Origin of the sequence: Streptomyces sp. NPDC006174 (assembly GCF_040614075.1) — a bacterium.
In the GTDB taxonomy this organism is placed as follows: domain Bacteria; phylum Actinomycetota; class Actinomycetes; order Streptomycetales; family Streptomycetaceae; genus Streptomyces.
Genome location: NZ_JBEXTJ010000023.1, coordinates 1 through 21224, shown reverse-complemented (window position 1 = coordinate 21224; position 21224 = coordinate 1). Strand labels below are relative to the sequence as shown.

23 protein-coding genes and 1 pseudogene are annotated in these 21224 nt (G+C 71.8%); 13 read left to right on the top strand and 11 right to left on the bottom strand.

Annotation, left to right across the window (positions count from 1 at the left end):
* The 3 genes and pseudogenes from ABZ267_RS33015 to ABZ267_RS33005 all read right to left on the bottom strand — a co-directional run.
* Positions 1-83: pseudogene (locus ABZ267_RS33015) on the bottom strand (electron transfer flavoprotein subunit beta); the annotation flags it as partial.
* A 205-nt stretch (positions 84-288) separates the two neighbouring features.
* Complete coding sequence (locus ABZ267_RS33010) at positions 289-795, bottom strand: flavin reductase family protein (RefSeq protein ID WP_356757040.1); 507 nt, start codon at positions 793-795, stop codon at positions 289-291.
* A 196-nt stretch (positions 796-991) separates the two neighbouring features.
* Positions 992-1318 (bottom strand): thioredoxin family protein, encoded by a 327-nt coding sequence (locus tag ABZ267_RS33005; protein WP_356757042.1) that lies wholly within the window; start codon positions 1316-1318, stop codon positions 992-994.
* 230 nt (positions 1319-1548) lie between these two features.
* Between ABZ267_RS33005 and ABZ267_RS33000 the strand changes: the two genes are divergently transcribed.
* On the top strand, positions 1549-2271 hold the full coding sequence (locus ABZ267_RS33000) for a lysophospholipid acyltransferase family protein (protein WP_356757044.1): 723 nt from the start codon (positions 1549-1551) through the stop codon (positions 2269-2271).
* 161 nt (positions 2272-2432) lie between these two features.
* Here the strand turns inward: ABZ267_RS33000 and ABZ267_RS32995 are convergent, their stop codons facing one another.
* From ABZ267_RS32995 to ABZ267_RS32985, 3 genes are read right to left on the bottom strand one after another with little or no spacing between them, the layout of a single operon-like run.
* Positions 2433-3494, bottom strand: a complete 1062-nt coding sequence (locus tag ABZ267_RS32995) for a low specificity L-threonine aldolase (protein WP_356756961.1) — start codon at positions 3492-3494, stop codon at positions 2433-2435.
* Positions 3491-4258, bottom strand: coding sequence for an SDR family oxidoreductase (locus ABZ267_RS32990; protein ID WP_356756958.1), 768 nt, complete (start codon positions 4256-4258; stop codon positions 3491-3493). The genes ABZ267_RS32995 and ABZ267_RS32990 overlap by 4 nt, the downstream gene beginning before the upstream one ends.
* Before the next feature lie 26 nt (positions 4259-4284).
* A complete protein-coding gene (locus tag ABZ267_RS32985) occupies positions 4285-5682 on the bottom strand; it encodes a DUF6421 family protein (protein WP_356756956.1) in 1398 nt (465 codons plus the stop codon).
* A gap of 294 nt (positions 5683-5976) precedes the next feature.
* On the opposite strand from ABZ267_RS32985, the gene ABZ267_RS32980 reads away from it, so the two are divergent.
* The gene (locus ABZ267_RS32980) at positions 5977-6660 is read left to right on the top strand and encodes a glycerophosphodiester phosphodiesterase family protein (RefSeq protein ID WP_356756954.1); all 684 of its coding nucleotides are present in this window, start codon (positions 5977-5979) and stop codon (positions 6658-6660) included.
* 9 nt (positions 6661-6669) lie between these two features.
* Here the strand turns inward: ABZ267_RS32980 and ABZ267_RS32975 are convergent, their stop codons facing one another.
* Positions 6670-7227: a GNAT family N-acetyltransferase gene (locus tag ABZ267_RS32975; protein WP_356756952.1), complete on the bottom strand. Its 558-nt coding sequence runs from the start codon at positions 7225-7227 to the stop codon at positions 6670-6672.
* Between the two features lie 216 nt (positions 7228-7443).
* Between ABZ267_RS32975 and ABZ267_RS32970 the strand changes: the two genes are divergently transcribed.
* From ABZ267_RS32970 to ABZ267_RS32955, 4 genes are all read left to right on the top strand, one after another.
* Complete coding sequence (locus ABZ267_RS32970) at positions 7444-8064, top strand: DUF5134 domain-containing protein (protein WP_356756960.1); 621 nt, start codon at positions 7444-7446, stop codon at positions 8062-8064.
* 97 nt (positions 8065-8161) lie between these two features.
* Positions 8162-9097 (top strand): M56 family metallopeptidase, encoded by a 936-nt coding sequence (locus tag ABZ267_RS32965; RefSeq protein WP_356756950.1) that lies wholly within the window; start codon positions 8162-8164, stop codon positions 9095-9097.
* A gap of 66 nt (positions 9098-9163) precedes the next feature.
* Positions 9164-9838 (top strand): phosphatase PAP2 family protein, encoded by a 675-nt coding sequence (locus tag ABZ267_RS32960; RefSeq protein ID WP_356756948.1) that lies wholly within the window; start codon positions 9164-9166, stop codon positions 9836-9838.
* A gap of 90 nt (positions 9839-9928) precedes the next feature.
* Positions 9929-10108 (top strand): hypothetical protein, encoded by a 180-nt coding sequence (locus ABZ267_RS32955; RefSeq protein WP_356756963.1) that lies wholly within the window; start codon positions 9929-9931, stop codon positions 10106-10108.
* A 286-nt stretch (positions 10109-10394) separates the two neighbouring features.
* Here ABZ267_RS32955 and ABZ267_RS32950 read toward each other — a convergent pair whose 3' ends face one another.
* Positions 10395-11888 carry a hypothetical protein gene (locus tag ABZ267_RS32950; RefSeq protein ID WP_356756946.1) on the bottom strand — a complete coding sequence of 498 codons (1494 nt, stop codon included), beginning with the start codon at positions 11886-11888 and terminating at the stop codon, positions 10395-10397.
* A 160-nt stretch (positions 11889-12048) separates the two neighbouring features.
* On the opposite strand from ABZ267_RS32950, the gene ABZ267_RS32945 reads away from it, so the two are divergent.
* Positions 12049-12729 (top strand): DUF305 domain-containing protein, encoded by a 681-nt coding sequence (locus ABZ267_RS32945; RefSeq protein WP_356756944.1) that lies wholly within the window; start codon positions 12049-12051, stop codon positions 12727-12729.
* Positions 12730-12847: 118 nt separating this feature from the next.
* Positions 12848-14239 (top strand): FAD-dependent oxidoreductase, encoded by a 1392-nt coding sequence (locus tag ABZ267_RS32940; RefSeq protein WP_356756942.1) that lies wholly within the window; start codon positions 12848-12850, stop codon positions 14237-14239.
* Positions 14240-14276: 37 nt separating this feature from the next.
* On the opposite strand, the gene ABZ267_RS32935 is transcribed toward ABZ267_RS32940, so the two are convergent.
* Both ABZ267_RS32935 and ABZ267_RS32930 read right to left on the bottom strand, forming a co-directional pair.
* Positions 14277-15005, bottom strand: a complete 729-nt coding sequence (locus tag ABZ267_RS32935) for a class I SAM-dependent methyltransferase (protein WP_356756940.1) — start codon at positions 15003-15005, stop codon at positions 14277-14279.
* Between the two features lie 81 nt (positions 15006-15086).
* Positions 15087-15491, bottom strand: coding sequence for a hypothetical protein (locus ABZ267_RS32930; protein WP_356756938.1), 405 nt, complete (start codon positions 15489-15491; stop codon positions 15087-15089).
* 120 nt (positions 15492-15611) lie between these two features.
* On the opposite strand from ABZ267_RS32930, the gene ABZ267_RS32925 reads away from it, so the two are divergent.
* The gene (locus ABZ267_RS32925; protein ID WP_356756937.1) at positions 15612-16142 is read left to right on the top strand and encodes a GNAT family N-acetyltransferase; all 531 of its coding nucleotides are present in this window, start codon (positions 15612-15614) and stop codon (positions 16140-16142) included.
* Here the strand turns inward: ABZ267_RS32925 and ABZ267_RS32920 are convergent.
* Complete coding sequence (locus tag ABZ267_RS32920) at positions 16130-16846, bottom strand: cupin (RefSeq protein WP_356756935.1); 717 nt, start codon at positions 16844-16846, stop codon at positions 16130-16132. The two genes, ABZ267_RS32925 and ABZ267_RS32920, sit on opposite strands and share 13 nt — an antisense overlap.
* Positions 16847-17064: 218 nt before the next feature.
* On the opposite strand from ABZ267_RS32920, the gene ABZ267_RS32915 reads away from it, so the two are divergent.
* The 4 genes from ABZ267_RS32915 (at position 17065) to ABZ267_RS32900 (ending at position 21070) form a co-directional block, all read left to right on the top strand.
* Positions 17065-18150 (top strand): exo-alpha-sialidase, encoded by a 1086-nt coding sequence (locus tag ABZ267_RS32915; RefSeq protein ID WP_356756933.1) that lies wholly within the window; start codon positions 17065-17067, stop codon positions 18148-18150.
* A gap of 79 nt (positions 18151-18229) precedes the next feature.
* On the top strand, positions 18230-18907 hold the full coding sequence (locus ABZ267_RS32910; RefSeq protein ID WP_356756931.1) for a uracil-DNA glycosylase: 678 nt from the start codon (positions 18230-18232) through the stop codon (positions 18905-18907).
* On the top strand, positions 18904-19956 hold the full coding sequence (locus tag ABZ267_RS32905) for a BadF/BadG/BcrA/BcrD ATPase family protein (RefSeq protein ID WP_356756929.1): 1053 nt from the start codon (positions 18904-18906) through the stop codon (positions 19954-19956). The genes ABZ267_RS32910 and ABZ267_RS32905 overlap by 4 nt, the downstream gene beginning before the upstream one ends.
* 190 nt (positions 19957-20146) lie before the next feature.
* Positions 20147-21070 (top strand): hypothetical protein, encoded by a 924-nt coding sequence (locus tag ABZ267_RS32900; protein WP_356756927.1) that lies wholly within the window; start codon positions 20147-20149, stop codon positions 21068-21070.
* Positions 21071-21224 lie beyond the last annotated feature (154 nt).

Genomic DNA, 21224 nt, shown 5'->3' with positions numbered 1-21224 from the left:
TCCAGCGTCAGGTCATCGGCGAAATGCCGGTCACCGGTCGCGTCGGGCACGTACTTCACACAGACAACGATCCTCAAGCTCACGCCGGCTCTCCTACTGCATCGTCATTTCTGGGCTGCCTTGCTGCACGCAGCATAGGCGCCTTACAGGGCCGTTTCCGGTCGGGCCGACCGGGCTCCCGGCCGATATTACTCGCCAGTACACCCAGTCTCTTACCCCTGAGCAAGCGCTCCGCACTGTGACCTTGCCAACGGAGGAAACGTACCTGCAAGCCCCGTTCGCCCGCCCTCAGTCTCGCAGAGCCGTGAACCGTCCCTGGTGGTAGACCAGCGGCCGCCCGGCCCCCGACGGGTCGCCCGCCACGGCCTCGGCGATCACGATGCGGTGGTCGCCCGCCGGGACGCGGGCCACGACCCGGCAGACCAGCCAGGCGGAGACGCCGGACAGCAGCGGAACACCCTCGGGGCCGCTGCTCCACTCGGTGGACGGGCCGAAGCGGTCGGCGCCGCTGCGGGCGAAGGTGGCGGCCAGCTCCTGCTGGTGCTCGCCGAGTATGTGGACGCCGACATGCTCCGCCTCGGCCAGCACCGGCCAGCTGGAGGAGGACGTCCCGATGCCGAAGGAGACCAGCGGCGGCTCGGCCGCGACGGAGTTGAGCGAGGTGGCGGTGAATCCGACCGGCCGGTCGCCGGTCGCGGTGATCACCGCGACGCCGGCCGCGTGGCGGCGGAAGACGGAGCGCAGGAGCTCGGGCGATGCCGTGAGGGAGGAGGCGAGTTCGGGCGATGCCGTCATGGAGGTGTCCTTCTGCGAGGAGGGTGTACGGGGCCGTGGTTGCTCAGGCACCCGGACAGCGCGCGCTCGCGTGGCGTGCGAGGTCCACATGGACCCGGCCGTAGAGAAGGAGTTCTGGCGGCATAACGTCAGACTGACGATGCGTGGTGGGTGCAGTCAAGCGCGTTCCGCAATGTGGGAGATGCGTCACCGTCCGTCATATGGCCCGTCCCAGCGCCGCGACGACGTCCGCGGTGCGCGGCCGGCCCGACGCGCGGCGGACCACCTGGCCCGCGCGGTCGAGCACGAGGACGGTCGGCGTCCTCGTGATGTCGAGCTGCCGTACGAGCATGAGATGCGCCTCGGCGTCGATCTCGACGTACGCCACCCCTTCGACCATGGCGGCCACCTCGCCGAGCGTGCGGCGGGTGGCCCGGCACGGCTGGCAGAAGGCGGTGGAGAACTGGACGAGCGTCGCCCGTTCTCCCAGTTCCGCGCCGAGTCGGGCCGCGTCGAGCCGCTGCGCGGATGTTCCGCCGTCCACTGTCGCCTCCTGGTCCAGAGTCCTTCGCAAGGAGTCAGCACCGGCCGGGCGCGGGACATTCCCGCAGCTCGGAGGCGAGGCGCACGTGACGAGAATCTCGCCGTCCGGGCCCACCGGGACTGGTCACGGGCCCGCGCATGGGGCACCATCGCCACAATGCCGAAAACCTACGGCTGCGTAACTTCCGCCGGGAGAACCCTCCCCAGGCACTGAAGAAGGGTCTTCCCCAGATGGCAGAACTCGTCTATCGACCGGTCGTCGGCGCCGCTCGCACCATGTTCAAGGCGCTCGACCTGAAGATCGACACTCAGGGTTCGGAGCACATCCCGAAGACCGGCGGGGCGGTGCTGGTCAGCAACCACATCAGCTACCTCGACTTCATCTTCACCGGCCTCGGTGCTCTGCCGCAGAAGCGGCTCGTCCGCTTCATGGCGAAGGAGTCGGTCTTCCGGCACAAGGTCTCCGGTCCGCTGATGCGCGGGATGAAGCACATCCCGGTCGACCGGAACCAGGGTGAGCACGCGTACGCGCACGCACTGGAGTCGCTGCGCTCCGGTGAGATCATCGGCGTCTTCCCGGAAGCCACCATCTCGCAGTCGTTCACGCTGAAGAGCTTCAAGTCGGGTGCCGCGCGCCTCGCCCAGGAGGCCGGCGTTCCGCTGATCCCGATGGCGCTGTGGGGCACGCAGCGGATCTGGACGAAGGGGCGGCCGCGCAACTTCAAGCGCAGCCACATCCCGATCACGATCCGCGTCGGCGAGCCCGTGGAGGCGCCCGCCGACCAGTACGCGGGCGCGATCACGCGTCGGCTGCGGGAGCGCGTGCAGGAGCTGCTGGAGGCCGCCCAGCGGGCGTATCCGGTGCGCCCGAAGGACGCGAGTGACACGTGGTGGGTGCCGGCGCACCTCGGCGGTACGGCTCCGACGCCCGCGCAGGTCCGCGAGCTCGGCTGACCCCGACCGAACCCGTTCCGAGCCCCTCGACGCGCCCGTCGGGGGGCTCGGAGCTGTGTGGGGACTGCTGGATCAATTCCATGGCGCCGGAGCGCACGAAGCGGCCGGCCGGTGATCAATTGATCACCGGCCGGCCGCACAGTCCTGCGAGGGAACAGGCGCTACCGCGCCATCTCTTCCTTCAGCGCCTGCAGGAAGGCGTCGACGTCGTCCTCGCGGGTGTCGAAGGAGCACATCCAGCGCACGTCACCGGCCGTCTCGTCCCAGAAGTAGAAGCGGAAGCGCTTCCGGAGCCGCTCGCCGACCGCGTGCGGCAGCCGGGCGAAGACGGCGTTGGCCTGGACCGGGTGGAGGATCTCCACGCCGTCGATGGCGCGGACGCCCTCGGCGAGCCGCTGGGCCATGGCGTTGGCGTGCCGGGCGTTGCGGAGCCACAGGTCCTTGGCGAGCAGCGCCTCCAGCTGGACCGAGACGAAGCGCATCTTGGAGGCGAGCTGCATGGACAGCTTGCGCAGGTGCTTCATCGCGCGGACCGCGTCGGGGTTGAGCACGACGACGGCCTCGCCGAAGATGGCACCGTTCTTCGTGCCGCCGAAGGAGAGCACGTCGACGCCGACCGTGTTGGTGAACGTCCGCATCGGTACGTCCAGCGAGGCGGCGGCGTTGGCTATCCGGGCCCCGTCGAGGTGCACCTTCATGCCGCGCTCGTGGGCGTGGTCGCAGATGGCGCGGATCTCGTCGGGTGTGTAGACGGTGCCGAGCTCGGTGTTCTGGGTGATCGAGACGACCTGCGGCATGGCCCGGTGCTCGTCGTCCCAGCCGTACGCCTCCCGATCGATCAGCTCAGGAGTGAGCTTGCCGTCCGGCGTCGGTACGGTGAGGAGCTTGAGGCCGCCCATCCGCTCGGGCGCGCCGCCCTCGTCCACGTTGATGTGCGCGGACTCGGCGCAGATGACCGCGCCCCAGCGGTCGGTGAGCGCCTGGAGGGCCACCACGTTGGCTCCGGTGCCGTTGAAGACCGGGAAGGCCTCGGCGGTGGGGCCGAAGTGGCTGTGCATGACGCGCTGGAGCTGGCCGGTGTATTCGTCCTCGCCGTAGGCGACCTGGTGGCCGCCGTTGGCGAGGGCGAGGGCCGCGAGGATCTCCGGGTGCGCGCCGGCGTAGTTGTCGCTCGCGAACCCGCGCACCTGCGGGTCGTGGTGGCGTCGCGCGTCGGTCCTCACGTTTGCGGGGTCAGCCACAGGCGCTTTCCGTTCACTTCGGGGGCGGGCTTGTCCCAGACGCCGGCGATGGCCTCGGCCAGCTCCGTGACGTCGGTGAAACCCGCGAACTTCGCATTCGGGCGCTCGGCGCGCATGGCGTCGTTCACCAGTGCCTTGACCACCAGGATCGCAGCAGCGGCGGCCGGTCCGTCCTCGCCCCCCGCCTTGCGGAAGGCGTCCCCGAGCGCGAGGGTCCAGGCCTCGGCCGCTGCCTTGGAGGCGGAGTAGGCGGCGTTGCCCGCGGTGGGCTTGCCGGCTCCGGCGGCGCTGATCAGCAGGTAGCGGCCCTTGTCGCTGCGCTGGAGGGGCTCCTGGAAGGCGAGCGAGGTGGACTGGACGGTGCGGATCAGCAGCTTCTCCAGCGTGTCCCAGTCCGCGAGGCTGGTCTCCTGGAAGCTGGGGCTGCCGCGCCAGCCGCCGACGAGGTGGACCAGGCCGTCGATCCGCCCGAACTCGGCCTCGGTCCGCTTGGCCCAGTCCCGGGCCGCGTCGAGGTCGAACAGGTCGACGGTCTCCCCGGTGACGGTGGCGCCGCCGTGGGCGTAGCGGGCGGCGTCCACCGCTTCCGCGAGCCGCTCCGGGTTGGCGTCGCAGCCGACGACGGTCGCACCGGCCTCCGCGAGCCGCAGCAGCGTCGCGCGGCCCGCGGGCCCCGCCGCTCCGGCGACCGCGATCACAGCACCTTCGAGCACACCTGTCCCCTCGCCTTTACCTGTTCCGTTCATGGCCACCGCCTCCTCGGGAGTTGCGTTCACGCGGCTGCCTGCTCGGCGCTCGCGGCGGTGATGCCCTTGGCGGAGGCAATCACGTGCTTCAGTTTCTTGGCGAGCGCCTCATAGAACATGCTCAGGGGAAACTCGTCCGGAAGCACGTCGTCGACGAGCTTGCGAGGGGGCTGAGTGAGGTCCAGGGCGTCGGGGCCCTTGGCCCAGGTCGATCCGGGATGCGGAGCGAGGTAGGTGGAGACCAGGTCGTAGGCGGCGAACCAGTGGACCAGCTTCGGCCGGTCGATGCCGTCGCGGTAGAGCTTCTCGATCTCGGCGCAGAGCTGGTTGGTGACCTGCGGGGCACGCTCCCAGTCGATCTTCAGCGTGTTGTCGGTCCAGCGGACGACGTCGTGCTTGTGCAGGTAGGCGAAGAGCAGCTGGCCGCCGAGGCCGTCGTAGTTGCGGACGCGGTCGCCGGTGACCGGGAAGCGGAACATCCGGTCGAAGAGGACGGCGTACTGCACGTCACGGCCGTGCGCGCTGCCCTCGGCCTCCAGCTTCACGGCCTCCTTGAAGGCGGTGAGGTCGCAGCGCAGCTCCTCCAGGCCGTACATCCAGAACGGCTGGCGCTGCTTGATCATGAACGGGTCGAACGGCAGGTCACCGTGGCTGTGGGTGCGGTCGTGGACCATGTCCCACAGGACGAACGCCTGCTCGCACCGGGTCTGGTCGCCGATCATCTCGCGGATGTCCTCGGGCAGCTCCAGGCCGAGCAGCTCGACGGAGGCCTCGGTGACGCGGCGGAAGCGGGCGGCCTCGCGGTCGCAGAAGATGCCGCCCCAGCTGAAGCGCTCGGGGGCCTCGCGCACGGCGATGGTCTCCGGGAAGAGGACCGCGGAGTTGGTGTCGTAACCGGCGGTGAAGTCCTCGAAGGTGATCCCGCAGAAGAGCGGGTTGTCGTACCGCGTGGCTTCGAGGTCGGCGAGCCACTCGGGCCAGACCATCTTCAGCACGACGGCTTCGAAGTTGCGGTCCGGGTTGCCGTTCTGCGTGTACATCGGGAAGACGACCAGGTGCTGGAGGCCGTCGACCCGGTTCTGCGCGGGCTGGAAGGCGAGCAGCGAGTCCAGGAAGTCCGGCACGCGGAAGCCGTCGGCGGCCCAGCGGCGCAGGTCGGTGACGAGCGCGCGGTGGTAGGCGGCGTCGTGCGGCAGCAGCGGGGAGAGCTCCTCCACCGCGCCGATCACCCGCTCGACGACGCGCTCGACGGTCGCGGGCGACGGGGCGCCCTCGGCCTCGAAGTCGATGGAACCGTCCTGGGACTGCCAGGGGCGGATCTCCTCGACGGCATCCCTGAGCGCGGGCCACGCCGGGTGCTCCACCACCCGCGGGGCAGCAGCTATCGCGCCTTCGGTGGCATCGTGCACAAGAATTTCCGTCATAACACTTCCTCCACGGGAGAACCTCGCGTGGAGCCACCGTAGCCGCGCAGGCTCACTTCACACAAGCGAAGCCCTGAAAATTATCCTGTCGACCCCCTATGGTCACCGCTGTTCTTCCTGTCGTATACCGGGTAGGCGCACAGTTCCATCCGTCCTTGCTCCGTCCGGCCGACGGGGCCCGCACGGCGGCAGACATCCGCCGCCCCGGCCGTTACCCTCACCCGTGCCGTCATGCCGTAGGCCCCTGCGGGCAGGAGCAGTTGGCGGGCAGCCGCCGACGGAAACGAGGTCGCCTTGTCATTTCTCACCCTGGGTCATCGCGGTGTGATGGGCGTCGAGCCCGAGAACACCCTGCGCTCCTTCGTCCGCGCGGAGGAGGCGGGGATGGACGCCATCGAGCTGGACCTCCACCTCAGCAAGGACGGCGCGCTCGCCGTGATGCACGACGCGGACGTGGACCGTACGACCGACGGAACCGGGCCGATCGCCGGCAAGACCCTGGCGGAGCTGCGCGAGCTCGACGCCGGACAGGGCGAGCGGATCCCGGTCTTCGAGGAGGTGCTGGACGCCGTGAAGGCGCCGCTCCAGGCCGAGATCAAGGACGTGGCGGCGGCCCGGGCGCTGGCGGAGGTGATCCTGGCGCGGGACCTGGTGGGGCGGGTGGAGGTTTCCTCGTTCCACGACGAGGCCGTCACGGAGATCGCCCGGCTGGTGCCGGGAGTACGGACGGCTCTCATCGCCAGCCGCTGGAGCGGGGACATCGTGGAGCGGGCGAAGACGGCGGGCGCGGCGACGCTGGCGCTGAACATCCGCCGGCTCACGCTGGAGGTCGTGGAGCAGGCGCACGCGGAGAGCGTCAAGGTGCTCGGCTGGGTGGTGAACACCCAGGACCAGCTGCGCCTGGCCCGGGCACTGAACCTGGACGGCGCGACCACGGACTTCCCCGAGATCCGCCGCACAGGCCGCTTCACCGCCTGAGCGAGGCCTCTACGGAGCTTCGATGTTCTTCACCAGGAGCTCGAACGCCAGATCGTCGCGCTGCGGGACGCCGAAGCGCTCGTCGCCGTACGGGAACGGCGTGAGCTGTCCCGTACGACGGTAGCCGCGCCGCTCGTACCAGGCGATCAGCTCCTCGCGCAGCGAGATCACCGTCATGTGCATCTCGCGCACGCCCCAGCTCTCGCGGGCCGTCCGCTCGGCCTCGGCGATGATCACCTTGCCGAGGCCGCCGCCCTGGGCGCCGGGCCGGACCGCGAACATCCCGAAGTACGCCGCCTCACCGCGGTGTTCGAGCTGGCAGCAGGCGATCAGCTCACCGTCGCGCTCGACCGCCAGCAGCCGGCCCGCCGGAGCGTCGATGACCGCGCGCACACCCTCCTCGTCGGTCCGCTGTCCCTCCAGGAGGTCGGCCTCCGTGGTCCAGCCGGTGCGGCTGGAGTCACCGCGGTAGGCGGACTCGATGAGCGCCACCAGCGCCGGTGCGTCCGCCGCGGTCGCGTCGCGGAAGATCAGGCGGGCCGAGCCGGCGGGCGTGGCGGTGTCCATGGGGAACGCTCCGTTCTCTGCTGCTTCTCTGCGGCTTTTCCGCTGCTCTCCGTGTGCCGTGCACACGTGCGGGTCGAGAGTAACGCGACCCGGAGCGCCCCTCCCGGGCCCCGGCGCACCCCCTTCACGCCCCCGCGCGCCGGGTTCGGCGGCCCGGAGCCGGGCATCGACTACTGCGGTGCCTACATCGCCGTACGCCCGAGGGGGAGGTTCGCCGTGCACGGAGGGGCCCTGGCCGGCTGGCTGCTGATGGCGTTGTGCGCGGTGAGCGGCGCCTACTGCCTGCTGCGCACCCGTACCGGCACCCCGCAGGAGCGCCGGACCGCGCGCGGCGAGGCGGTGATGGGCTTCGGCATGGCGGCGATGGCGCTGCCGGCCGCGGTGCTGACCCTCCCGGAGTGGTCCTGGGCGGTGTACGGAGCGGTGTTCGGCGCCGCCGCGCTGCGGGCGCTCCGGGCGGCCCGGCGCGGCGCCCACCACCTGCACCACCTGGTCGGCTCACTGGCGATGGTCTACATGGCGGTGACGATGGCTCCGGGGGCGGTGGGCGCGAGTGGGCATGCCGGGCACGGAGCGCCGGCGGGAGGTGCCGGAGGCGTTCCGTTGCTGACCGGAGCGCTCCTCGTCTACTACGCGCTGTACGTGCTGCGCTCCGCCGGACACCTCATACCGGCCGGGACGGGCGTCGCGAGCTTCGCGGGCGGCAGCGCGGAAGGCGTCGTACGCGGCGGTGGAGGTGGTGTCATGGGCGGCGCGGCGGGCGGAGGAACCGAGCTGACGATGGCCTGCCGGCTCACGATGGGTATCGCCATGTTCGCCATGCTTCTCACGCTGTGAGACAGATCGCGAGACAGAGGGCCTCCAAACCGTGGTCTACGTCACTTGCCGGGCGCAGCCGTACCCGTGGATCGCCCGCCCCTCATAGGCTGACGGCATGCTGGTCTCCCTCGCGCTGCTGCTGCTCGGTGCACTGACCGCTCTGGTGACCCCTCGCCTGATGGCCCGGGCCCGGTGGCCGGAGCGGGAACCGGTGGTGGCGCTGTGGGTGTGGCAGTGCGTGGTGGCCGGGGTGCTCATGTCGTTCGCGCTCTCGATGACCTTCAGCGCGGCCGCCGCCTGGCAGGCGGTGCGCGGCCATGTCTTCGCGCCCGCTCCGCACGCCGTGGTCGAGGCGTACGCGCTGGCCGCGTACGGCCCGTGGTCGGCGGTGATCGCGGTGCTGCTGGCGCTGGGCGGCCTGTGGAGCGGCGCGATGCTGCTGCGCGAGATCCGGCGCGCGCGGCGGCGCCGCGAGCAACGCCGGGCGGAGCTGCTGGTCCGCTCGCCGCTGATGCCGGGCGAGGAGCCCGGCGCCGACCGTCTCGTGGTGCTGGAGGGCGAGCGCCCGGACGCCTGGTGGCTGCCCGGCGCGGCGCCTCAACTGGTCATCACCACCGCCGCTCTCGGCCGACTGAAAGGCCGTCAGCTGGATGCCGTGCTCGCCCATGAGCAGGGCCACGCGCAGGCCCGGCACGACTGGCTGCTGCACTGTTCGTCGGCGCTGGCCATCGGCTTTCCGCAGATCCCGGTGTTCGCCGCGTTCCGGGACGAGATGCACCGGCTGGTGGAGCTGGCCGCCGACGACGTGGCCTCGCGCCGCTTCGGCCGGCTCACGACCGCGCTGGCCCTGGTCGGGCTCAACGAGGACCGCGGCGTCTTCGGCCCCTGCCCGACCCCGGACGCCCAAGTCCCGCTCCGCGTCAACCGGTTGCTGGCCCCGGTCGACCGCCTGACGGCAGGCCGCCGCCTCCGCCTCACGGCTGCGGCGGCCCTGGTCCCGGTGGTGCCGCTCGTGGTGGCCTTCGTGCCGGGGCTCCGCGCTCTGGGTTAGGCGCGCCGAGGAGAACTCGCCGCTGGAGGTTGACCGAGCGGTGGGGGCGTCCGCGAGTATCGGGCCATGCACTCCCCCCACACTCCCCACCGCGCGCCCGCCCTGGTCGCCGGAAGCGTGGGCATCGCCCTGTTCGTGGCGGTGCTCGTCCTGGTCGCGGCGCAGTGGTCGCCCCTGATGGCCCTGGACCGTACGGTCGCCGACTCCCTGCACCGGCACGCGGTGGCCGAGCCGGGACTGGTCCACGCCAACCGGGTGCTGACGGACTGGTTCTGGGATCCGTGGACGATGCGTGCGCTGATCGCGGCGGCCGTGGTCGCCCTGTGGTGGCGCGGCGCGCGCCTGCTCGCCCTCTGGGTGGCGGCGGCCAGCCTGCTCGGCACCCTCCTCCAGCAGGCGCTGAAGGCCGCCGTGGGCCGCGAGCGGCCGCGCTGGCCGGACCCGGTGGACACCGCCCACTTCTCGGCCTTTCCTTCCGGGCATGCCATGACGGCAGCGGTGAGCTGCGGGCTGCTCCTGTGGCTGCTGCGACTGTACGGAGCGGGTCCGGCGCTGTGGGCCGGTGCGGTGGCCGTGGCGGTGGTCTCGGTGATCGGCGTGGCGGTGACCCGGGTGTACCTCGGTGTGCACTGGCTCACCGATGTGGTGGGCGGGGTGCTGCTGGGCGTGGCGGTGGTGGCGTTCACCGCCGCCGGCTACGCCCGGAGCGCCGCCCGTCGGGCGCCGGAGCCCGGAGTGTGACCGATATCCCGCCCCGGACCCCCGCTGTGTGAGGGATATCCCGTCCCTCAAGGGGTCGGATCATCGGATCGGGGCCGTAGCCTTGTATCCATGTCCCCGATGTCGTCGTCGTCCGTTTCCACGCGCTCCGCCACAGAGGTCAACGCGGACATCCGCAGCCTGTGGCAGCGCTCGGGCGGCTACCTGTCTCCGCAGGACGAGGCCGAGTACCAGCGCCTGCTCGTGGAGTGGGCCGCCGTCACCGGCGGCAACGCCCGTACCCCTGCCTGAACCCAGGACCCACCGTCCGGGCCGGGCCCTGAAGCCGGTATCAGGCAGACGCGCCTGACTCCGGCGATCCCCCGCGTCGCCGGATCCAGGCGCGGCATACAGCATGTCCCGGCCCGGCTCATCGGTCAATGAATATTCTCCGGCGCACCCGTACACGCATGCGCGCACGAACCCGCACGCCACGCACGACGGCGACGCGCGAAGGCCGGCGTCCGCCGGGCGGTATCTCCCGCCCGGCGGACGCCGGCCTTCCTAGCGCGGGACGAATCCCTCTCCTGCCGACGGATCAGCGGGCGAAGTAGTCCGGCTGCGTCTGCACGTTGAGCCTGTCCAGCTTGACCTCGGCCGCCGGGTCGGTGCGCTTGTCCGTCAGCTTCAGCACGTCGAAGCCCTTGGCGATGTCGCTGGAGTAGATGTGACCGTTGTAGTAGTACGCCGACCAGGGGCCGGCCGTGGTGACCTGGCTGAGCGTGACCGGGCCGCGCTCGAAGAAAGCGATCTCCTTCGGCTTGGCCGAGTCGGTGAAGTCCCAGACGGAGATGCCGCCCTGGTACCACGCCTGGACCATCAGGTCCTTGCCCTTCACCGGGATGATCGAGCCGTTGTGGGCGACGCAGACCTCGACGTCGGCCTGGTGACGGTCGATCTTGAAGTAGCTGCGGAAGACCAGCTTGCGCTGGTCGCCCTTGCCCACGATGTCGTAGATGCCGTCGGCACCCCGCTTCGGCCCGATCTGCTCGTTGCAGGTGGCCGCGCCACCGCCGCCGAGCTCATCGGTGAAGACCACCTTGTTCGCACCCTGGTTGAAGGTGGCCGAGTGCCAGAACGCGAAGTTCACGTTGTCCTGGACCCGGTCGATGATCTTCGGGCGTTCCGGGTCCTTGATGGAGAACAGGATCCCGTCACCCATGCAGGCACCGGCGGCCAGGTCCTTGGACGGCAGGACCGTGATGTCGTGGCAGCCCGACGTCTTGGTGACGCCCGGGTTCGTGGGCGCTCCCGGGTTGCCGCCGTCCGGGAAGAGCACCGGGAAGTTCACGATCTTGGCCTTCTGCGGCTTGTTGACCGGAACCTTGATGATGGAGATGCCGTCGTGCGGCGGCCGGCAGTCCGGGAACGTCTCGTTCGGCGAGTACGAGGAGACGTAGATGTAGATGTTCTTCTTGCCGTCCGGCACCAGGGTGTGGGTGTGCGAGCCGCAGGCGGTCTCGACGGCCGCGATGTACCGGGGGTGGCGCTTGTTGCTGATGTCGAAGATCTTCATGCCCTCCCAGGAGGACTTCTCCGTGGCGGGCTGGGTGGTGCTGGAGCAGGAGTCGTCGCTGCGCGAGGAGTCGGTGGACAGGAACAGCAGGTTCCCGGAGACCGAGATGTCGTTCTGCGAGCCGGGGCAGAGGACCTCGGAGACCGTCTTCGGCTTCTTCGGGTTGCTGATGTCGTAGATGACGAAGCCGTCGTAGTTGCCGACGTACGCGTACTTGCCCTGGAACGCGAGGTCCGTGTTGAGGCCCTTCAGGGCGCCCTTCGGGACGTTCGTCAGATGCTTGATGTTGGAGCTGTGGACGATCTCGTCCACGCCGGGTATCTCTCCGCCGCGGATGGCGGCGCGGGCTTCGGCCTGCTGACTTGTGGTCACGGAGCCGCGTTCGGCCGGGGCGTCACCCGGGTCGGGCGTCGCCGCCGCGGGTGCGGCCGTCAGCAGCGCGGCGAAGAGCCCGGCCGCGGCTGCCGCCACGCCCAGGCGTCTGCGCCGCACGCGGGTGGTGTGCAACGAGATCACTGCGTCCTCCCTTGTATCCGTTCGTGGTTCGAACGGTTCTCGGACCCCGGCAGTATCGTCCCTCACATGTACACATCAACAGATGGCAACAGAGACGTAATGAAGTTTTTGATCTTTGCCCCCGCGCAGGCGTGCTAGGAACGGTCTGCAACACCACCGTGTGACACAGGAGGTCGCCGTGTTGATCCACCGCCCGTCCGCCCGTCCGCGCGCAACCGTCCTCGCGGCGGCGGTGGTTGCCGCTGTCCTCGTCCTGAGCGGCTGCGACGGCGACGATACGAAACCGGCCGCGGGCAAGGACGCCGGTCCCGGTGTGGTGGCCCCCGGCCGACCGGGCGAGCCCAACCGGACGCTCACCGCCGAGGAGGCGGCGAAGGAGGTGAGCCGGGACACCGCGAACTCCGCCGACTTCCGCTACGCGCAGATGATGATCGAACACCACTCCCAGGCCCTCGTGATGACCGAACTCGCCCCGGGCCGCGCCTCGGCCACGACCGTGAAGAACCTCGCCGAGCGCATATCCGCAGGCCAGAAGCCGGAGATCGGCGCGATGGAAGGCTGGCTGAAGAAGAACGGCGGCGAAGACCGCAAACAGCACCACGACCACGCCGGGATGCCCGGTATGGCGACCGAGCCACAGCTCGAGGAGTTGCGCGCGGCGCGGGGCAAGGCCTTCGACACGCTCTTCCTGGAGTTGATGATCACCCACCACCAGGGAGCGATCACCATGGCCACGGAGGCGCTCGCCGAAGGGAACGACGTCTTCGTCGAGGAGATGGCGAGCGATGTCGTCGCCCAGCAGACCGTGGAGATCAACCGGATGCGGGCGCTGATGACGTGAGGACCGTGGCGTTCCGGTCAGGCCTGGAATGCCGTGGCGTTCCGGGCATGACCGCCGGACAGGCCGTGGTCCGGCCGTCGGTGCGATGCTGGAAGCACCCTCCGGGAAGAGGTGCGCCGTGCTTCGAGTCGCCGTCGTCGGTTCCGGCCCGAGTGGGGTCTACACCGCGCAGGCCCTGCTGAACCAGTCGCTCGTGCCCGATGTCCACGTCCATGTCCTGGACCGGCTGCCGACCCCGTACGGCCTGGTGCGGTACGGGGTCGCTCCTGACCACGAGAAGATCAAGTCGCTCCAGAACAGCCTGCGGGCCGTCCTGGAGGACGAGCGGGTCACCTTCGTCGGCCATGTGCAGATCGGCGGCGCGGACGGCGTCCCTACGGCCCGGCTGGCGGAGCTGTACCACGCGGTCGTCTACTGCGTCGGGGCCGCCGCCGACCGGCCGCTGGCGGTGCCGGGCGAGGATCTGCCGGGGAGCTTCTCCGCCACCCGGTTCGTCTCCTGGTACAGCGCGCATCCGGACATCGCGCCCGACGACTTCGCGCTCCGGGCCCGCTCGGCCGTGGTGATCGGCGTCGGCAACGTGGCGGTCGACGTGGCCCGGATCCTGGCGCGCGGCGCCGACGAACTGCGCGCCACCGATGTGCCGAGAGCCGCGCTCGGGACGCTCGCCGGCAGCCGGGTGCGCGAGGTGCTCATCGCGGGCCGGCGCGGCCCCTCCCAGGCCCGGTTCACCACCAGGGAGCTGCGGGAGCTGGGCGCGCTGCCCGGCGCCCGGATCGTCGTCGACCCGGCGGAGCTGGCCCTGGACCCGGCGTACGGGACCTCGGACGGACTGCCTCTGCCCGCGGTCGTACGGCGCAACCTGGACGTGCTGCGCGGCTGGGCGGCGGAGGGTGAGCGTGTGGCGCCGGTACGCGAAGGGACCGCCGAAGCCGATGTCGTACGCCGGATCCGGCTGCGGTTCTTCCTGCGGCCGGTCGAACTGCTGGAGCGCGGTGGACGGGTCTCCGGAGTGCGGTTCGCACGTACGGCTCCGGACGGGGCCGGAGGCGTACAGGACACCGGTGCGTACGAGGACGTCGAGGCCCAGCTCGTGCTGCGGGCCGTCGGCTACCGGGGCGTGGAGCTGCCGGGCCTGCCGTTCGACCCGGTGCGCGGGACGGTGCCGCACGCGGCGGGACGGGTCCTGCGGGACAGAGTGCCCTCGCCCGGTACGTATGTGGCGGGGTGGATCAAGCGCGGGCCCACCGGAGTGATCGGCTCGAACCGGTCCTGCGCCAAGGAGACCGTCGCCTCGCTGATCGAGGACGCGCCGCTGCTCGCCCGGCGGCCCGCCGCCGACGATCCGGTGGCCGTACTGCGGGCGTGGGGGCAGCAGCCGGTCGCGTGGGACGGCTGGCTGTCGATCGAGCGCGCGGAGGCGGCCCTGGGGCGCTCGCTGGGGCGCGGGCCGGTGAAGATTCCGGACTGGCAGGGGCTGCTGGCGGCGGCGCGGGACGAGGAGGCGTGAAACCCTCCTGCGTCATTCCCGGGGAGGAACCGCTCGGTCACTCCCGGGTCGCCACCACCAGGCGGGCGCGCGGAGAGCCGTCGGGCCGCCGGCCCAGGTCGGTCAGGGCCATCAGCCGCACGGTGAATCCGGCGTCGGTGAGGTCGTCGAGCACGTCGGAGAGCCGGAACGTGCGGTAGTACATGATGAACTTCGGCCGCCACAGAGCGTTGCGCACGCGCATCGCCGCGTCGAAGCCGAGGAACGACCAGTAGGCGCGCGACCCCACGGCCGGCGGAGCGCCGATCGGGAAGACGAACCGGCCGCCCGGCCGGAGCGACCCGTACACCTCGGCGAAGAGCCCGAAGCGGTCGGCGGGCAGGAAATGGCCGAACGCGCCGATGCTCAGGGCCAGATCGAAGGCCGGAGCGAACGGGAGGGCCAGGGCGTCGGCCCGTACCCAGTCGACCGCCGGTCCGCCGTCCATCGGCGGCAGCGCCGCACGGGCCTCGGCGAGCATGCCCGCGCTGAAGTCGACCCCGGCCACCCGCTCCCGGCACACCTGCCGCAGCACGCCCACGCCCGCGCCGGTCCCGCAGCAGACGTCGAGGCCGGTGGCGAAGGGGCCCAGCGCCTCCAGCGCGCGGGTGACGCTGTCGAGGACGCGGGCCGGGGTCCGGTACGGCGTGTGGTCGAACTTCGGGGCGAGGAGGTCGTAGCCGTGCTCGGTCGACGAGAGCGCCTGGACGGCCAGTTCGCGGAAGGTGGGGCCTTGTTTGGTGAACATCGCGGCCAGCCTAGCGAGGCGGAAGGCGGGCCGGAGGGCGAAGTCGGCGCTCCGGACCGCGTCACCACAGGTCTGGAGGGCTCAGCGGGTGCCGGACAGCCGGCGCTTGAGCGTGATCGCGGTGTTGACGTCGTAACTCTGGGTCCAGGTGCGGCCGGTGGGGGCCTTCCAGGTGATGTGGGCCGTTGAGCCGTCGGTCCGTACGCCGTCCACCGTCATGGCCCTCTCGCCGTCCCGTACGTCTCCGCGGCGCAGTTCGCCCGCCGCCACCGTGACGGGCGCCTCACCGGGCGCGTTCTCCGTCTCCTCGGCCGCCCGGACCAGCGCGGCGGCCAGCTCCCGGGCGGCGGCCGGCGTGCACGACCAGCGCAGCTCGCCCGCCGGAGGCGACAGCGTTACGGAGACACGGGGAGCGGGGCCGGCCTCGCCCGGTGTCACCACCACCGGCACGTCGTGACCGTCGGCGTCCGTGATCCCGCTGCCCATCGTCTGCTCCTCGTGCCCGGTCCGGTGGTGTGCCTCTCCAGCATCTCAGCCGCACCGAACACCGCTGACCAGCGGAATTCGGTTGTACGGGCGGTGGAGCCGCCCGTAGCTTCACCTCCTGTGAATCCTCCGCTGCGTACCGACCGCCTCCTGCTCACCCCGTACACGCCCGCCGAAGAGGAGGAGTTCGTCGCCCTGCTCCAGGACGCCTCCGTCTCCCGGTGGATGGGTGACGGGCCGTCCACGGAGGACGAGGACCGGGCGCTTTTCGGCCGGATCTTCACCAAGGTCTATGCCGAGAACCGTTTCGAGGTCTGGGCGGTAAAGGTCGACGGCGAGCTCGTCGGCCATGCCGAGATCAAGCCGACGGAGGCCTCGGGCGGGCACGAGATCATCTACGCGCTGGCCTCCTCCGCCTGGGGCCGTGGCCTCGGTACGGAGCTGGCGCTCGCTCTCGTCGGGCACGGGTTCGACACTCTCGGGCTGGCGGAGGTGCACGCGACCGTGGCCGCCGAGAACGCCGCGTCGCTGGCCGTGCTGGGCCGGATCGGCTTCGTCCACGTACGGGACATCCAGGAGGACGACGGCAGCACCACACGGCTGCTGACCTGCCCGCGCGTCTCCGCGCCCGCCGCCGCTCAGACCCGGTAGACGTCCAGCCGGCCGCACATGCCGAAACGCCCTTGTTCCACCGGCCGTCGCTCCCGCACCCGGGCCTCGGCCAGATGGCCCCGGTCACCGCGTCCCAGCGCGTCGAGCTGGGCGGCGGTCGCGGCGGCGGCCACGGCGGCACCCCGCTCCCAGCGGGCGCGCCACTCCGCGATCTGCGGCCGGACGAGCGTCGCGGCGGCCCGGTGGAACGCGGCGAGAGGCTCCGGATCGCCCGCCTCCGCCGTCTCGCACAGGCCGAGGAACCCTTCGACGGCGAGGTCTCTCCGGGTCCGGGCGGCCTGCTCCCGCTCGGCCTCCGTACCGTCCGGCGGCAGAACGGCGGCCGAGCGGTAGGCGTCCGGGTCGGCGAGGAGGGCGGGCGGCAGCGTGAGGACGGCGTCACCGGCCTCGGGCAGCCCGCTGTTCTGCATGAGGACGACGACACGCAGCCCGTCCCCGTTGACCAGCCGGTGGATGGTGCCCGGCGTGAACCAGACGAGCGCCCCGGCCGCCAGCGGCGTCTGCCGGAAGCCGGTGGCGGTGAGCGTCTGTACGGAGCCGGTACCGCCGACCACCACGTACCCCTCGGAGCAGGTGAGGTGCAGGTGCGGGGTGCCGCCGCGCAGGCCGTCGGCGGCGGGCCAGTCGTAGACGGTCAGGTGCGAGACGGCGACGGCGCCGGGCAGTCCTTCGAAGGTCGCCACGGGTGCTCCAGGGTGTCGGGGCCCATCAGAAGACCGCAAGCGCTTTCTACGGCAGCTGAACGCTAGAGCCGGCGCCGGAGGCCGGTCAAGGGAGCCGCCCCGGCACGGCCTTCCCGGACCGGCCGACGGTCGCGCCGGGCGCGTGCGCGAGCCACTGTCAGTGGTCGGGTGCAGACTGGCTCACATCCGGCACAACGACGTATCGGGAGGTCTCGACCATGACCGACGTACTCCTCACCGTGGGCACCCGCAAAGGGCTCTTCATCGGCCGCAGGCGCGAGGGGAACTGGAAGATCGAGGGGCCGCACTTCAACGCGCAGGCGATCTATTCGGTGGCCATCGACACCCGTGGTGCCACACCCCGGCTGCTGGCGGGCGGCGACAGCGCGCACTGGGGGCCGTCGGTCTTCCACTCCGACGACCTGGGCGAGAGCTGGGTCGAACCGCACCGTCCGGCGGTGAGGTTCCCCGAGTTCACCGGCGCGTCGCTGGAGCGGGTCTGGCAGTTGCAGCCGGCCGGGCCGGAGGCGCCGGACGTGGTCTATGCGGGCACCGAGCCGGCCGCGCTGTTCCGCTCCGAGGACCGGGGCGAGTCCTTCGAGCTGGTCCGGCCGCTCTGGGAGCACCCGACGCGGTCGAAGTGGGTGCCGGGCGGCGGCGGTGAGGGGCTGCACACCATCCTCACGGACCGGCGGGACCCGCGTGCGGTGACGGTCGCGGTCTCGACGGCGGGCGTGTTCCGGACGAAGGACGGCGGAGAGAGCTGGGCGCCGGCGAACAAGGGCGTCTCGGCGGTCTTCCTGCCGGATCCGGACCCGGAGTTCGGCCAGTGCGTCCACAAGGTCACCCGGGACGCGGCCGACCCGGACCGGCTCTACCTCCAGAACCACTGGGGCGTCTTCCGGAGCGACGACGGAGGCGACAGCTGGAGCGACATCGGCGCGGGCCTGCCGTCCGACTTCGGGTTCGCCGCCGTTGCGCACCCGCACCGCGGCGACACCGCGTACGTCTTCCCGATCAACGCGGACGCCGACCGGGTCCCGGCGGAGCACCGCTGCCGGGTCTACCGGACGCGCGACGCCGGGCGCACCTGGGAGCCGCTCACGGTGGGCCTGCCGGGCGGGGAGCACTACGGCACGGTGCTGCGCGACGCTCTCTGCACGGACGACGCGGACCCGGCCGGGATCTACTTCGGCAACCGCAACGGCGAGTTGTACGGGAGCGCGGACGACGGCGACAGCTGGCAGCAGCTCGCCTCGCATCTGCCGGACGTGCTCTGCGTCCGGGCGGTGGCGCTCGGCTGAGCGGCCGGGCAGGGGCGGCACCGGTTCTCGGCCGACGGCAGTTGATCGGAGTGGTCGTATCACCAGTAGAGTGCGGCCCGTGGCAGCACGACCGTTGAAAGAAATCATGGAGCCGGGGTGGGCCGATGCGCTCGAACCCGTCGCTGAACGCATCGCCGCTATGGGCGACTTCCTCCGCGCGGAGATCGCCGCAGGACGGACGTACCTGCCCTCCGGGGCCAACGTACTGCGCGCGTTCCAGCAGCCGTTCGAGGAGGTGCGGGTCCTCGTCGTCGGCCAGGATCCGTATCCGACGCCCGGGCACGCGATCGGGCTGAGCTTCGCCGTGGCGCCCGATGTCCGGCCGCTGCCGGGCAGCCTGGAGAACATCTTCCGGGAGCTGCACGCGGACCTCGGCCTGCCCCGCCCGTCCGACGGCGACCTGACGCCGTGGACGAAGCAAGGCGTGCTGCTGCTCAACAGAGCGCTGACCACCGCGCCGCGACGGCCCGCCGCGCACCGGGGCAAGGGCTGGGAAGAGGTGACCGAGCAGGCGATCAAGGCGCTGGTGGCCCGAGGCACGCCGCTGGTGTCGGTCCTTTGGGGACGCGACGCCCGCAATCTCCGCCCGCAGCTGGGCAACTTCCCCGCGATCGAGTCCTCGCACCCGTCGCCGATGTCGGCCGACCGCGGATTCTTCGGCTCGCGGCCGTTCAGCCGCGTCAACGAGCTGCTGGAACGCCAGGGAGCGCAGCCGGTCGACTGGCGCCTGCCGTGACCGGCACCCCGTCCTCAGCGGCCACTTCCGAGGCGTACGTCCTCGGGGTCGACTCCGGTGGGTCGGGGCTGCGGGTGGCGCTGGGCCGGGTGGACGTGGACGAGCCGCTGTTCACGGCCGTCTGCGCCGAGCCGGTGCGGACGGGGGCCGGAGGCATCGACGCGGCCCATCTGCTGGAGCAACTGCTGCCTGCGGTGGCGCGGTTGCTGGAGCAGGCCGGTGGCGAGGACTCGGCGGCGGTCGGGTCGCTGGCGATCGGGGCCGCCGGGATGGCCACGCTCGGCGGGCGGTTGCGGGCGGAGCTGCCCGGTGCGCTCGCGGCGGCGCTGGGCGTCCGCCGGATGGCGCTGGCCGCCGACGCGGTGACGGCGTACGCGGGCGCGGTGGGACAGCGTCCCGGGGCGGTCGTCGCGGGTGGCACCGGCATGATCGCGCTCGGTACGGACCTCACGGCGTGGCACCGGGCCGACGGCTGGGGTCATCTTCTGGGTGACAGTGGTGGCGGCGCGTGGATCGGCCGGGCGGGGCTCGAAGCGGCGATGCGCGCCCATGACGGCCGGCGCGGCGGTTCCGCTGCTCTGCTGGCCCGGCTGCACGCCGTGTTCGGTCCCGCCGAGGAGCTGCCCGGGCTGCTCTATCCGCGCTCCGACCGCCCGGCCGTGCTCGCCTCGTTCGCCCCGGAGGTGGCGGCGTGCGCCGGAGCGGACGAGGTCGCGGCGGGCATCCTGCGGGAGGCGGGCATCCGTATCGCCGAAGCGGCGGCGGCCGTCTGTCCGGCGGCCGGGCCCGAGGCCGGTGGCGGTGGCGGTGGCGGTGGCGAAGTGGCCCTGACCGGTGGGCTGTTCCGGATGGGCGAGCCGCTGACCGGGCCGGTGCGCGAGGAGTTGGCGCGGCTGGCTCCGTCGGCCCGGGTGACCACCGGGACGGGCGATCCGCTGACCGGCGCACTCCGGATCGCGCGCGCTCTGGCCCGGAACGATCTGCGGCTGCCGCACCACCCGACGATGCTGTTCGTGGAGACCGGAGGCGAGCCTTCCGGGCGCGCGTGAGCGGCGGTACGGACGGAGAGTCCGGACCCGGTTCCGTACCGGCGGACGGGTCGTCGAGCACGGCTGCGGACAGGCCGACAGAAAGGGACACTTCGCCGGTACGCCACTCATCGGACATAAGCGGATAGTTAACGCTCGACCGGACCCTCCCCGAACAGAGGGGCAGCCAAAACCAGTAGCATGCGGCGCCATGAGCACCCCCACTGGGCCCGCTTCCGGCCTGCCTGTACGAATGCCGCGACCTCGCCAGTCCGGACGGCACCGCCGCCCGGAGCCCGTGGTCGCACCTGAGGGCGCTGCCGCGCTCGTTCTCGCCGTTCCCGGTACCCCCTCCTCGGCCTCGCGCGCTCTGGCCGAAGAGGTGATCAGCATCGCCCGTTCCGAGCTGCCCGGCCTCAACGCCCGGATCGGCTATCTCGACGGCGACGCTGCCGAGTACCCGTCGCTCGCCACCGTTCTCACCCACTCCGCCGCCGAGCGCGTCCAGCGCTACGAGCAGGCCGTCGCCGTCGGCCGGGAGGTTGCCGAGCCCACCGGTCCGGCCGCCGTCGTGGTCCCGCTGCTCGCGGGCCCGGACGCCTCGCTGATCCGGCGGATACGGCAGGCAGTGATGGACAGCGGTACGCAGGTGGAGCTGACCGACGTGCTCGGTCCGCATCCGCTGCTCGCCGAGGCCCTCCACGTACGGCTGTCGGAGGCCGGACTGGCGCGTGCCGACCGGGCCAGGCTGTTCACCGTCGCCACCGCCGCCGACGGCATCGTGCTGGCCACGGTGGGTGGCGAGGAAGCCGTGCAGGCCGCCGGGATCACCGGCATGCTGCTGGCCGCGCGGCTCGCCGTACCGGTGATGGCCGCCGCGCTGGACGTGGACGGTTCGGTCGCCTCGATCGCGCAGCAGCTCCAGAACTCCGGCTCGGCGCAGCTCGCGCTGGCGCCGTACCTGGTCGGCCCGGAGGTCGACCCCGGCCTGCTGGACGCCGCCGCCAAGGAGGCGGGCTGCGCGACCGCCGAGCCGCTCGGCGCCTACCCGGCGATCGGCAAGCTCGTGCTCTCGCTGTACGCCACGGCGCTCGGCATCACGCCCGCGACCCCGCAGGGCGCGCAGGCGCACTGACGCGGGTCCACGGAGGCGGCACGGACGTACGGAAGCCGCGGCCCGGAACGGAGGATTCCTCCGTTCCGGGGGGCCGGGGGCGGAAGTGTGGGGGGGGGGGGCCCCCCGCGGGGGGCGGGGGCCCCGGGCCGAGGCCGCAGGCCCCCCGCGCGCC

Excerpts from the sequence above, each read along its gene's own strand:
- ABZ267_RS33010 (WP_356757040.1), bottom strand. The coding sequence starts at position 795 with ATGACGGCATCGCCCGAACTCGCCTCCTCCCTCACGGCATCGCCCGAG.
- ABZ267_RS33000 (WP_356757044.1), top strand. The coding sequence starts at position 1,549 with ATGGCAGAACTCGTCTATCGACCGGTCGTCGGCGCCGCTCGCACCATG.
- ABZ267_RS32990 (WP_356756958.1), bottom strand. The coding sequence starts at position 4,258 with ATGAACGGAACAGGTAAAGGCGAGGGGACAGGTGTGCTCGAAGGTGCT.
- ABZ267_RS32985 (WP_356756956.1), bottom strand. The coding sequence starts at position 5,682 with ATGACGGAAATTCTTGTGCACGATGCCACCGAAGGCGCGATAGCTGCT.
- ABZ267_RS32975 (WP_356756952.1), bottom strand. The coding sequence starts at position 7,227 with ATGGACACCGCCACGCCCGCCGGCTCGGCCCGCCTGATCTTCCGCGAC.
- ABZ267_RS32965 (WP_356756950.1), top strand. The coding sequence starts at position 8,162 with ATGCTGGTCTCCCTCGCGCTGCTGCTGCTCGGTGCACTGACCGCTCTG.
- ABZ267_RS32960 (WP_356756948.1), top strand. The coding sequence starts at position 9,164 with ATGCACTCCCCCCACACTCCCCACCGCGCGCCCGCCCTGGTCGCCGGA.
- ABZ267_RS32955 (WP_356756963.1), top strand. The coding sequence starts at position 9,929 with ATGTCCCCGATGTCGTCGTCGTCCGTTTCCACGCGCTCCGCCACAGAG.
- ABZ267_RS32935 (WP_356756940.1), bottom strand. The coding sequence starts at position 15,005 with ATGTTCACCAAACAAGGCCCCACCTTCCGCGAACTGGCCGTCCAGGCG.
- ABZ267_RS32930 (WP_356756938.1), bottom strand. The coding sequence starts at position 15,491 with ATGGGCAGCGGGATCACGGACGCCGACGGTCACGACGTGCCGGTGGTG.
- ABZ267_RS32915 (WP_356756933.1), top strand. The coding sequence starts at position 17,065 with ATGACCGACGTACTCCTCACCGTGGGCACCCGCAAAGGGCTCTTCATC.
- ABZ267_RS32900 (WP_356756927.1), top strand. The coding sequence starts at position 20,147 with ATGAGCACCCCCACTGGGCCCGCTTCCGGCCTGCCTGTACGAATGCCG.